12 protein-coding genes are annotated in these 12,567 nt (G+C 45.7%); 10 read left to right on the forward strand and 2 right to left on the reverse strand.

Features of this window, described 5'->3' with window-relative positions:
• Positions 1 to 69: 69 nt before the first annotated feature.
• The 10 genes from L4C34_RS04935 (at position 70) to L4C34_RS04980 (ending at position 10,998) form a co-directional block, all read left to right on the forward strand.
• Positions 70 to 1,584, forward strand: coding sequence for a fumarate hydratase (locus tag L4C34_RS04935; protein WP_428788238.1), 1,515 nt, complete (start codon positions 70 to 72; stop codon positions 1,582 to 1,584).
• A 267-nt stretch (positions 1,585 to 1,851) separates the two neighbouring features.
• Positions 1,852 to 3,228: a YcjX family GTP-binding protein gene (locus L4C34_RS04940; protein ID WP_428788239.1), complete on the forward strand. Its 1,377-nt coding sequence runs from the start codon at positions 1,852 to 1,854 to the stop codon at positions 3,226 to 3,228.
• Positions 3,225 to 4,259, forward strand: coding sequence for a YcjF family protein (locus L4C34_RS04945; protein ID WP_428788240.1), 1,035 nt, complete (start codon positions 3,225 to 3,227; stop codon positions 4,257 to 4,259). The genes L4C34_RS04940 and L4C34_RS04945 overlap by 4 nt, the downstream gene beginning before the upstream one ends.
• A gap of 88 nt (positions 4,260 to 4,347) precedes the next feature.
• Positions 4,348 to 5,892, forward strand: a complete 1,545-nt coding sequence (gene tyrR / locus L4C34_RS04950; RefSeq protein WP_428788241.1) for a transcriptional regulator TyrR — start codon at positions 4,348 to 4,350, stop codon at positions 5,890 to 5,892.
• Entirely contained in the window at positions 5,892 to 6,476 is a 585-nt protein-coding gene (gene rimJ, locus L4C34_RS04955) for a ribosomal protein S5-alanine N-acetyltransferase (RefSeq protein WP_428788242.1), read from the forward strand. Before tyrR ends, rimJ begins: the two co-directional genes overlap by 1 nt.
• 2 nt (positions 6,477 to 6,478) lie before the next feature.
• A complete protein-coding gene (locus L4C34_RS04960) occupies positions 6,479 to 7,075 on the forward strand; it encodes an HD domain-containing protein (protein WP_428788436.1) in 597 nt (198 codons plus the stop codon).
• Positions 7,076 to 7,077: 2 nt separating this feature from the next.
• Positions 7,078 to 7,551: a DUF2947 domain-containing protein gene (locus tag L4C34_RS04965; protein WP_428788243.1), complete on the forward strand. Its 474-nt coding sequence runs from the start codon at positions 7,078 to 7,080 to the stop codon at positions 7,549 to 7,551.
• 269 nt (positions 7,552 to 7,820) lie between these two features.
• Positions 7,821 to 8,417 (forward strand): GTP cyclohydrolase II, encoded by a 597-nt coding sequence (locus L4C34_RS04970; protein ID WP_428788244.1) that lies wholly within the window; start codon positions 7,821 to 7,823, stop codon positions 8,415 to 8,417.
• 291 nt (positions 8,418 to 8,708) lie between these two features.
• Entirely contained in the window at positions 8,709 to 10,262 is a 1,554-nt protein-coding gene (locus L4C34_RS04975) for a L,D-transpeptidase family protein (RefSeq protein WP_428788245.1), read from the forward strand.
• 82 nt (positions 10,263 to 10,344) lie between these two features.
• On the forward strand, positions 10,345 to 10,998 hold the full coding sequence (locus L4C34_RS04980; RefSeq protein ID WP_428788246.1) for an MBL fold metallo-hydrolase: 654 nt from the start codon (positions 10,345 to 10,347) through the stop codon (positions 10,996 to 10,998).
• A 26-nt stretch (positions 10,999 to 11,024) separates the two neighbouring features.
• On the opposite strand, the gene L4C34_RS04985 is transcribed toward L4C34_RS04980, so the two are convergent.
• Both L4C34_RS04985 and L4C34_RS04990 read right to left on the reverse strand, forming a co-directional pair.
• Positions 11,025 to 11,699 (reverse strand): DUF2982 domain-containing protein, encoded by a 675-nt coding sequence (locus L4C34_RS04985; RefSeq protein WP_428788247.1) that lies wholly within the window; start codon positions 11,697 to 11,699, stop codon positions 11,025 to 11,027.
• A 228-nt stretch (positions 11,700 to 11,927) separates the two neighbouring features.
• Positions 11,928 to 12,560 (reverse strand): LA_2272 family surface repeat-containing protein, encoded by a 633-nt coding sequence (locus L4C34_RS04990; RefSeq protein WP_428788248.1) that lies wholly within the window; start codon positions 12,558 to 12,560, stop codon positions 11,928 to 11,930.
• Between the last annotated feature and the right edge of the window lie 7 nt (positions 12,561 to 12,567).

Genomic DNA, 12,567 nt, shown 5'->3' on the forward strand with positions numbered 1-12,567 from the left:
TGAGACGCAATATCATTAGGAAGGCATCATTTACGTCTGCACCAACAATAAAATAAAGCGAGGCATGCAATGACCGTTATTCGCAAACAAGACGTAATCAGTAGTGTAGCTGATGCGTTGCAATACATTTCCTATTATCACCCGTTGGACTTCGTTCAAGCGTTGGACAAAGCGTATCAAAAAGAAGAGAGTCAGGCGGCGAAAGATGCTATCGCACAAATTTTAATTAACTCACGTATGTCCGCTCAAGGACATCGTCCAATCTGCCAAGATACGGGTATCGTGACTTGTTTTGTTAACATTGGCATGAATGTGCAATGGGAAACGGATCTGACAGTTCAGGAAATGGTTGATGAAGGCGTGCGCCAAGCGTATACCAACCCAGATAACCCGCTGCGTGCCTCGATATTGATGGACCCAGCAGGCAAACGTATTAACACCAAAGACAACACACCTGCCGTGGTACACATCAATATGGTTCCGGGCAATAAAGTGGAGATCCAAATTGCGGCGAAGGGTGGTGGCTCTGAAAATAAAACGAAGATGGTGATGTTAAACCCATCTGACGATGTGGCCGAATGGGTCGAGAAAACCTTACCTACAATGGGCGCAGGCTGGTGTCCACCGGGCATGTTGGGTATTGGTATTGGTGGCACGGCTGAAAAAGCAGCGGTGCTTGCTAAAGAATCACTAATGGAACATATCGATATCCAAGAATTGATCGATCGTGGTCCAAGCAATGCAGAAGAAGAACTGCGCCTCGACATTTTTGATCGCGTAAACAAACTGGGTATTGGCGCGCAAGGCCTTGGCGGTTTAACAACGGTTGTCGATGTAAAAATTAAATCTGCGCCAACTCACGCGGCCTCTAAGCCAGTCTGCTTGATTCCTAACTGCGCCGCAACGCGTCATATTCACTTTACGCTAGATGGTACAGGTCCGGCTCAGCTAGAAGCGCCTAAACTCGAAGATTGGCCAGAAATTACTTGGGAAGCTGGTGACAATACTCGCCGAGTGAACCTAGATACTCTTACCAAAGAAGATGTCCAGCAATGGAAAACGGGCGAAACCGTTTTACTGTCGGGTAAAATATTGACTGGTCGTGATGCCGCACATAAACGTATCCAAAGTATGTTAGACAGTGGTGAAGGCCTGCCAGACGGTGTCGACCTTAAAGGTAAATTTATTTATTACGTTGGCCCAGTTGATGCGGTGGGCGATGAAGCGGTTGGCCCAGCGGGTCCGACAACGGCAACGCGCATGGATAAATTTACTGACATGATGCTCGAGAAAACAGGCATCATGGGAATGATTGGTAAAGCAGAGCGCGGTCCTGCAACGGTTGAATCCATTAAACAGCATAAAGCGGTTTACCTGATGGCGGTTGGCGGCGCGGCATATTTGGTATCGAAAGCCATCAAGAAAGCACGCGTAGTGGCATTTGAAGAGTTAGGCATGGAAGCTATCTACGAATTTGAAGTAGAAGATATGCCTGTGACGGTTGCTGTGGACTCTACAGGTGCCAATGTTCACCAAATGGGCCCAGATACGTGGAAAGTGAAAATCGCAGAGGCGGCGAAGTAACGTTATCGGCTTAGTACGCTACATTATATGACTTGTCGGTATTCTATAATTTATCGGTATTATATAACCTGTCAGAATTATATAAATTGACAGTAATGCGTGAGTTAAACGAAGTAAGCCCCTGATTTTTATCAGGGGCTTTATTATTCATCTGGCATTAATATGTGTGTTGCCATACTTAACTGTATGCCTCGAGGGAGACCTCTAGATCTCAACAATAATCTCCCAATACAGCAAAATATTTTAAACCGTAAGTGAGAAAGCTAGATGAACAAAGTAACCCAAGAAGTGAGCGACTTAATTCATCGCGGCATGGATAGCAATGTACGAATCGCGGTGACAGGGCTCTCTAGAGCAGGTAAAACTGCCTTTATTACTTCTTTGGTTAACCAACTACTACACTCCTCTACCCATGACAACTTACCTTTGTTTGTTGCCTCTAGAGAAGGCCGTGTGGTCGGCGCGAAACGCGTGCCGCAAAGCAATTTACTTACCCCAAGTTTTGCCTATCAAGATGCCATGGGGCAATTGCATCAGAACCCGCCGAATTGGCCTCAGCCAACCCGTGATGTCAGCGAAATTAGACTGTCACTCAAATATCAATCGAACAAAAAGTATCGTCAGCTGCTTAGCCGAGCTTCCGTACTCGATATCGATATCATCGACTACCCGGGGGAGTGGTTACTTGATTTACCTCTGCTCGATATGTCGTTTAGCCAGTGGTCTAATGCTCAGATACAAAACTTAACGGGTGTACGCAAAGAATTGGCTCAGGGGTGGTTGGCCGAGGTTACTGATCTTGATCTTAGTGCCGATGCTGATGAAATGAAGCTTAAACATATTGCTGAGCGTTTTACCGAGTATTTGCACCAGTGTAAGGCTGCGGGCTTGCATCTTGTCCAGCCGGGTCGATTTGTGTTACCTGGTGAGCTTGAAGGTGCGCCTGTCCTACAATTTTTCCCGTGTCATTTGAGTGATAATGAAAAGCCCCGTGCGACGAGTAACCTTGCGATGCTCTCCAAGCGCTATGAGGAATATCAGCAGAAAGTGGTGAAAGCGTTTTATAAACACCATTTCTCGACTTTTGACCGGCAAATTGTGTTGGTGGATTGTCTTCAACCACTCAATGCTGGGCATGATTCTTTTCATGATATGAGAGCGGCTTTGGCTCAGATAATGAGCAGCTTCAAATACGGTCGGAGCAATGTCGTTCGCCGATTATTCTCTGCCAAAATAGATAAAGTATTATTCGCTGCAACCAAAGCCGATCATGTCACCCCTGAACAACACACAAACTTGGTTTCTCTGCTAAGACAAATGGTGCAGCCCGCGTGGCAATCGACCGCTTATGAGCATATAGAAATGAATTGTATGAGTTTGGCATCAATTCAAGCGACTCGGTCGGGGTTTATCAATGTGAGTGGTGCGCAGAGCCCCGCCTTACAGGGGGTCACGTTATCTGGCGAAGATTTAACGGTGTTCCCAGGAGAGGTGCCATTGAAATTACCTAGCTCTGGGTATTGGCAAGAACGTGGCTTTGAATTTACAGGGTTTCGCCCAGCCTGCTCTGATCCAGATAGCCCCATTGGCCATATTCGAATAGATAAAGCGCTGGAGTATTTACTGGGAGACAAAGTGAAATGAGTGATTTGAAATCAAAACAAGTCTTTGAACAGCCGTTAGAGCAGCCTGAACAGGCTCAAGAAGATCTCACCGTGCAGCAAGTGTTTGCCAACGAGAACGTCTTTGTCCCTCAAACGGTGGAGCCGCTTCTAGAAGAACTAGCGTCAGAACAGAAGATCGAGCACATTATACGCCCCAAAAAACGAGGAAGGTGGCTTTGGTCTGGCGGGCTCGTAGTATTTGCTGGGCTACTTGGTTGGCAGGCCATTGATACTTTTTTAAGTGCAGTGGCATCGGGTCAATGGTTAAGCGTTGCTTGGGCAGGTTTCGTTGCGGCGATTGCCGGGTTGGGCGTTGGCGCATTTGGTAAAGAATTGTGGAAGTTGCGCCGCTTGCGCCGCCACTTTAACACTCAAGATGAAACTGAGCGCCTGCTTAAAAGTGACAGCGTAGGTAAAGGGCGTGAGTTTTGTCAGAAAATCGCCAATGATAGCCACATAAACCAGAACTCTGCTGGGTATGTTCGCTGGCAACAAAGTATCGCGGCAGATCATAGTGATGCCGAAGTGATTGAGATGTTTGACGCCATGGTGGTGAGCGAGCAGGATAAACTTGCGACGAAGTTGGTGACTAAATACGCCACTGAAGCTGCAACGCTCGTAGCTATTTCACCACTGGCGATAGCGGACATGCTGTTGGTCGCGTGGCGAAACTTTAAGATGATCGATGCGCTCGCGGATATCTATGGGGTTGAGCTAGGTTATTGGTCACGATTGAAATTGTTTAAACTGGTGCTGATCAACATGGCTGCCATCGGAGCCAGCGATTTGGTGATTGATGCAAGCATGGATTTGGTGTCGATGGACCTTGCGCGCCGAGTGTCGGCTCGCGCTGGGCAAGGTATCGGTATCGGAATTTTAACGGCGCGTTTGGGCATAAAAGCGGTATCGCTATTGCGCCCGATCCCGTGGCAAGAAGGCAAAGCAGTGAAGCTGAGTACAATCCGCAAGCAAATCGTGCAGAAAATTGCGTCAATCGCTGTTAAGAGTTAGTTAATGTGAGCTGTGTAATCTTGACGCTTTTCCATGCTTAGGCGACACTACTGTCAACTTTTCCTGACAGTTAGACTAGGATGGCACGGTGCGATTAGAAGTCTTATGTGAAGATAGGCTCGGGTTGACCCGCGAGCTTCTCGATATTCTTGTATCTCGAAATATTGATCTACGTGGGATTGAGATTGATGTGACGGGAATTATTTATCTAAATTGCCCAGACATCGATTTTGATACCTTCAGTGAATTGATGGCCAAAATTCGACTTATTGACGGTGTAAAAGATGTCCGTAAAATACATTTTATGCCCATGGAACGTCATAACACTGAGCTCATTTCACTTATCAATACTCTTGCGGAGCCAGTGCTAGCCATCGACCTAAAAGGTCATGTCGATATGGCTAACCACGCCGCTCTAGAGTTATTTCATTCAACTGAAGAAGCAATGATCGGCCAGCAGATCGCAACCTTACTTCCTAGCCTCAACTTTTCGAAGTGGGCGGAAGGCGATGTAAGTCGCCATCGAGAAGAGCTGGTTGTAGAGGGCCTAGATTACTCCATGGAAGTCACTCCAGTGTTTATTTCTGGAGAATCCGGCGACGAAACACTCGCGAGCATGGTGATGATTATTCGTTCATCGCAAACCAAAGGCCAGCTCGACGACGTTTTACCAGCAGATAATCATTTAGGTTTTGAACATTTTGTTGGTGTGTCTAGTCGGCATAAATCGTTAATGACCCAAGCGAAAAAATTAGCCATGCTCGACCAACCTTTGCTTATTGAAGGAGAGACGGGGACGGGCAAAGAAATGCTTGCCCGCGCTTGTCATAATCGTTCTCGGCGCTCTTCCGCTGCATTTCTGGTTTTGAGCTGCGCTTCGATGCCTGACAATGTGGCCGAGACTGAATTATTTGGCCATGCGCCTGGTTCTTTCAATCATGACGCGGGATATACCGGTATATTCGAGCAGGCCAACGGCGGTACGGTATTTCTTGATGAAATTGGTGAAATGAGCCCGCATTTGCAAATCAAGTTGTTGCGCTTTTTACAAGACGGAACCTTTCGTCGCGTTGGTGAAGAACATGAGGTTCATGTTGATGTACGAGTGATCGCTTCGACTCGATACAAACTGGCAGCGCTGGCTGAATCCGGGGCATTCCGAGAAGATCTTTATTACCGACTTAATGTCTTGAGTATGAAAATTCCTGCGCTCAGAGAGCGTGCGAGTGACATCGAGCCCTTGCTTGATCTGTTTGTGAGCAAATATGTGAAACAACTCGGGATCGCCAAACCAGCATTGTCTCCCCAGCTGACGGAACATCTATCCACTTATCAGTGGCCGGGTAATATCAGACAACTGGACAATATGGCACTTCGTGCCTTAACCGAGTTGCAAGATGGTGAGCTAAACATTGAATTATTTCACTTGCCGCAATACGAAGGTGTTTCAACAGGTGCACTCAATGTGGACTTAGATGGTTCGCTTGATGAGATAATGAAAGGCTATGAGTCGCAGATTTTAGAGCATCTTTATCAGTCTTTCCCATCTAGCCGCAAGCTTGCTAAGCGCCTCAATGTGTCACACACCTCTATTGCCAACAAACTGCGTGAATATGGGATCAGAAAGAACTAATGAGTCATGTGAGTACCGCCAGCCAAGTCTATAAGAGCGACGACAATATTTTGCTGCGAACCGCAGAGCCACAAGATGCGGAAATGATAGTCGATTACTTCACGACGAATCGTCAATACCTGAAGCCTTGGGAGCCGCGTCGTGAAGAATCCTTTTACACTTTAGATAGTTGGTCCAAGAAGCTTGTCAAGTTGAGCGAGCTGCATAAACTAGGGCTCGGTTACTACTTACTGATTCTTGATAAGAGCAGTAATACAATGTGTGGGACAATTTCATTTAGTAATTTATCTCGCTTTCCTTTTCATGCTTGCACTGTCGGTTATTCCGTTTCTGAAGGGCTCCAAGGGCAGGGTATTATGAGCCGAGCCTTGAAGATGGCCGTGGACTATATGTTCTCAGTGCAGAACATGCATCGAATAGCGGCGGGCTATTTGCCCCACAATGAGCGCAGTGCGACGGTACTAGCCAAGCTTGGATTCAGGAAAGAAGGTTACGCGAAAGATTACCTTTTGATCGATGGAAAGTGGCAAGACCACGTCCTTACTGCTTTGACGAACCCAAATTGGAAAAGTGATGGCCGATGATGATATCAAGATTAGAACAGCAGTTAGCGTTAGTGGTTGAGTTGGACAAATTAAAAACCGTCCTGCGCCGAACAAGAGTGAAAGAAGCTGATGGGCGTTTAGAAAATAGTGCTGAGCACAGTTGGCATGTGTGTTTGATGGCCGTTTTAATGGAAGAGCACGCCAATGAGTCTGTTGATATAGCACGAGTGGTCAAAATGCTACTGCTGCATGACATCGTAGAAATTGATGCCGGAGACACATTTGTGTACGATGCTGCCGCGACTTGTGAGCAGCAAGAAAAAGAACTTGCGGCGGCGATACGCTTGTTTGGTATGTTGCCAGATGATCAAGGCGAAGAACTGAAAGCACTATGGCTCGAATTTGAAGCAGCCAATAGTGCTGATGCACGTTACGCGAAAGCGCTTGATCGCATTATTCCTATGCTCTTGAACTACCATAACTCAGGCCAAAGCTGGGTCGAGCATCAGGTGACGCGTGAGCAAGTTATAGACGTTAATAAAAAAATTGAATTAGGTTCTAGCGCATTGTGGCAGAAGGCTCAACAGATGATTGAGCAAGCAACCAAAAATGGCTGGCTAACCAGTACGAAGGACTAAACATGTCATATATCCCTTTAGAATCTTACTCTCGAAAGTGGATTTTTACCCATCAATCTATGCCGATTCCAGAACAGGACCTCGCACTGATCAAGCCGATGAGCCAAGTAAGAGCGGCGCAGTTTTGGCAAGAGAATATTAGTCCTCAGAGTCCAGATTCCGATAGGCTGAGCTCAGGGGATTGGCCAAGCCAAGATAAAAGTTGGCAGGGTGAAGTGAGTTGGATGGAGAACTGGGAAGACGACGAGCTAGGTTTACCTGACGAGGTTCTTCAGCACATTGATTGGCAAGATGATGTGACCGTGTACTTTTGCTATGAAAAATACAATGTGATTGAAACAAAATGGTCTATTTTTCGCCAACATTGGAAGAACTTTTTGTTCTACGATGATGGCCCTATTTTGCTCGGTCGCCGCAGAAAGCAAGCCCTATGGTTTGATTCGAAAGGTAAGGTTAAGTTGGGTATGAGGCCTTAGTGGCCCCTTTAGGCTTGAGCGGTGGGGTAATTTGTTTAGTGGTTTTTTTATGAAGCTAGTCGATGAGCAATCCCGTTTGCGCTGATTTCTTTCCAATCAATGCCACAATTGTTATAATATAACAATTGTGGCATTGATTGCTCGCCTTCAATAGTCATTGTTGAAAAAATAGTCATTATTGAAAAGTGTCTGCTTTGCCCCAATAGTTAACTAAGATTAGATACGCGTTAAGGTGCCTCGGCATCAGTCATACCCAAGTGAGTAAATATATGGCGGAAGTACGAGCCAGAGTAAATTTCAAAGTCGGTCAGAGTAGCGATATCGAAGCTGAACTGATTTCATTTCATGGCCTTAAAACAGATAAAGAACACGTTGCAGTTGTGTTTAAGCAAGCAGATACAGCTCAATCGACCCCTTTGGTAAGAATGCACTCCGAGTGCTTAACGGGAGATGTATTTCACTCTTCTCGTTGTGATTGTGGTGAGCAGCTTGATGAAACCATCAACAAGATGGGAGAGCAAGGTGGTATCATTCTTTACCTTCGACAAGAAGGGCGAGGCATTGGTTTATACAATAAAATCGACGCTTATCAGCTTCAAAGTGAAGGGATGAATACTTACGAGGCGAACAACCACCTCGGTTTCGGAGATGATTTACGTGATTTCTCGGAAGCTGCGCAAATGTTGGACGCGTTGCAAGTTGATACTATTCGCCTGGTTACAAACAATCCGAAGAAAATTGCCGATCTACGCTCTCATGGTGTGCAAATTTCGGAAGTGATTAACACGCTTGCCCATGTTAAATCTGGTAACGAAGACTACCTAAAAGCGAAGGCCTCTCACGGTAAACATAAGTTGAAACTGTGATAGATTGTTTTACGAAAGAGCTCCGTACATGTTCGGAGCTTTTTTATTTCAGCTTGATTCCGCCTCCCGTAATTACCCGTCTCATTTTCGCCACACGATGGCTTAGCAATCGTTGGCTCTTTTGTTCTCATCATTATCTTTCTGAATTCTGTTAATTTGACAAAGGGTTACTATCAATTTCTTCTGTCTCACTATGCTTTATAAGCTACAAATCTCCTAAGGCACATCACGAACTCACAGATTCTTTGCCATACTTTAGTTAGTTTGAAACTTAAAAAAAGAAACAATCAGATGGCTCAGATTCAGGTAAAAATAGCGGTACTGCTGATTTGGTTATTCCCACTTTCTTCAGGGGCGCTAGAGCGGTTCGAGAAGTTGAACTGGATTCAGCCTGATTCGTCAGTAACGAGTGTGATTCAATTTCCTGATTTAGTGGATCGGGTTTATCGAGAAAATGACGACCACCTTATTTGGTATGACCTTGAGCAAAGTCAACTGCTTGAGTTTCAATTAGAGATGATCAGGCAGGCGGGGATAAGTCCACTATTTTCAAGTCAACTGAGCTACCTTCAGTATTATCGTCAAGCCAATCGGTGGTTTGAGTATGATTTACTGGCTACGGATACTCTGCTTCTTTACATGAGCTATGTCGAACAGGCACCGTTGCAAGGAGAGTCTTGGTTTTTTGACAAAAAACCTGCCAATACCTTTCCACCGCCTTCAGAAGCCTCTGTGAAAGAGCTTTTGGTTGCGGTGCATATGAAGCAATTGAATGGGCTGATCCACGGCTATACACCCAATAGTATGGGATACAAAGAATTGTCTTCGTCTTACCAACGCTTACGTTCTTATGATGGTAAAGAGTTCAAAGCTTATGAACAAGTGGGTTTGAAGAAGCCGGGGGCAGTGCTCGTCGACAAAGCTGCTCTCATTCAGCGTTTGCGCATTCTTGATATCCCAGTGAGTTCTCGCAGTTCTAAAGGGAATAGATACGACCGAAACTTAGTGAAATCGGTACGCGCGTTCCAACAAACTCACGGCTTAATAGATGATGGGGAGATCAACGCCACCACGGTAAAATGGCTGAATATGCCGATTGAAAAACGCCTTAAAATGCTGGCGTTAAACGCTGAACGAGCCAGGCTTTGGCCACAGCAAAGAGAGCGATTAATTGTTGTGAATGTGCCAAGTTTTGCGATGAAGTATTGGGATTCCGGTGTTGAGGTTTTTGAGTCTAAAGTTGTTGTTGGGCGAAAGAGTCGCCGAACACCTGTCATGGAAGTGAACCTCGATTCCTTGGTGTTGAACCCAATCTGGAATGTTCCTTGGAAAATAATGGTGGCGGATATTTTGCCCAAGGTAAAGAAAGATGTGACCTATCTTGATCAGCAAAATATTGAAATTATTGAAAAATGGGGTGATAAGGAACCTGTCGATCCTAATGGTATCGATTGGAATAGTGTTGACCCATACAAGTTCACCTACAAAATGCGCCAGCGCTCGGGACGAGACAACGCTCTAGGGTTGTATAAGTTTAATACTCCAAATCCGCGTGCCATTTTTTTGCATGATACCCCGAGTAAAGAATTATTTGCCAAAGAAACTCGCGCATTTAGCTCTGGTTGCGTGCGAATAGAGAAAGCGGGACAGTTTGCCGACTTATTGATGGACACTCAGGCCGTTAAGCGTTTCATCAAAGGTACGGACATTGTCAATCGCGCTATTCCATTGAAAAAATCGATACCCGTACACATCATTTATCAGACCGTGTGGTATGAATCAGGCCAGGTACACTATCGGGATGATATCTATAGTTATGATAACTTTAGCTACGGTAAAGGTTGATTTTCACAGGTAACGGTCTATTGAAATGTCTTTCATCTAGTGTCATAGTTCGCCCTGTTTTAAAGCTAGCCAAGGGTTATCTATGTCTCTGCAATATCAAACTGTTCCAGTTACACCATTTTCTCAAAATTGTTCGATCGTTTGGTGTGATGACACCATGGAAGGCATTGTCGTTGATCCAGGCGGAGATGTAGAAGAACTGAAGCAGTGGATTGACAAGCTACAAGTCAACATCGTTAAGTTGGTGCTGACCCATGGTCACCTTGATCACGTTGGCGGGACTGAACCGCTCGCAGCGCTACTTGGCGACATAGCGATTATTGGCCCACACAAAGACGATAGCTTTTGGCTGGAAGGCCTAAAAAATCAAAGTCAGATGTTTTCCTTCCCTTTGACGGAAGCATTTGAACCTCATCAGTGGTTGGTGCAAGGGGATAAGGTGACTTTCGGCAATCAAATTTTTGATGTGATACATACGCCGGGCCACACTCCAGGTCATGTGGTGTTATATAGCTCAGAAGCAAAATTGGCTTTTGTTGGTGACGTGCTGTTTAGCGGTAGTATTGGGCGAACTGACTTTCCGAAAGGGGACTTCGATACTTTAATTCGCTCAATCAAGACTAAGTTATGGCCATTGGGTAATGAAGTGCGATTTATTCCGGGTCACGGGCCTGAGTCCACTTTTGGCCAAGAAAGAGCTTCGAATCCTTATGTGGCAGATAACGCCGCGGTGTAGACAGTGCCAGCGCTAGGCGCTAATGGCTAATGGTGGTCGGGCTCTGTCTCGGCTGCCGCTAAATAGCGCCGAGCGAGACCCACAAAATCTTCACCCGTTCGGTCTAGGTCGGCGACCGCGATAAATATATCGTAGTCATGAAATTGACGTTGGTGCTTCATTCGATTCGCTAACATAGCTTGTAGCCCTGTGTATTCGCGCGCAGGGCTTCTATATGCCTCACCATCAAGTACATAATCTTCAAATACCTTTTCTTTACCGCATTGTTTCGCACCTAGATAAAGAATCACCCGCTGATTGAGTAATACATCGGTGATGATCCTGGGGCAAATACTTTCTAAATACGGTGGGTAGTGTTTTATTTTTATCCCCACCCATGGCAAAGGTTGGTGCCAACCATCGTTATTGTAAGTGCAAAGGCCTATTTTACTGATGTTACTCCACTTCAATACCCAGCCACCATGATAGAGGTGTTGCTGTAAGTGAGTGGCGGTGAGCGTAAAAGACACCTTACTTTTTTTTGCTAGATAACAGCCCCATAACAGTAGGCTCGCAACCCCTAATAGAGACAGCAAAACTTGTTGTGGCTTGGGCGAGAGCAGCACCAGTAAACAGGCAATAGACATTGCTAACCAAATAATTAGCCGACCGATTGGTGAGTGGAAGTCAAAATGTCGATTGGTGAGCTGCCGACTGTGCATGACAAATAAGCCTTACATCGTAATGAAATGTGTTAGGTGACTTATTAAATTGTAGCTCTTTTCAGATTTTCAGCATGCTATCCCTAATCACACAATTTAACGCAAGGGCGGGGTGATTAGATTGTTGTTGAGATAGATCTAGGGATAAGTTATAGCGTATGAGTGTATAGCAGATACGGGCAGAGGTATGCTCTACGCCAGCAACGGGCTGGCGCAGGCGATTAAATGCTAAAAGCGCGCATTAATAATCGGTAATACTGGGATGTTTTTTCCAGCCAGTGTGCCTGATTTGTCATAGTTGATCAGGCCAATTTGCACACCTTGATCGATGCGGTTAGTCGCATTAACAAGACCAAATTGAAGGCCATTGAGATCGGCTGCGTAGTTGATGAACCCGAACTGAGCGCCGTTTAACGAACCTTGGTTGATATTAACCAAGCCAAGTTCCGCACCGGTATATTGACCGCCCGTGTAGTTGACGAGACCAAGACTTGCGCCAGATGCTATGTTGTCGTTCCAGTTCACTAAGCCGAACTGCGCGCCAGTCATGTTATCGCGAGTACGGTTTACCCCAAGGAAACTTAGCTCAGCACCTGAGAAATCGTTCACATCAGACAAACCGAGTAAGGTAAAGTTTGCACCAGAAACTTTATCAGTTTGTCCATAAAACAGGGTTAGGCGTGCCCCTTTAACATTACCTGCAGGATAGTTTTGGTCTGGCAACGACAGCTGGTAGGGTGTTGTTGCAGTTGCAGTTGCAGTTGCAGTTGCAGTTGCAGTTGCAGTTGGAGCGTTCGTTTCAGCAATAGCTGATGCCGATAATGTGGTCAGTAGCAAGGCGAAAGCTGCGCGACAATTCATAATAGAT

Source organism: Vibrio profundum (genome assembly GCF_050337555.1).
Classification (GTDB): Bacteria; Pseudomonadota; Gammaproteobacteria; order Enterobacterales; family Vibrionaceae; genus Vibrio; species Vibrio profundum.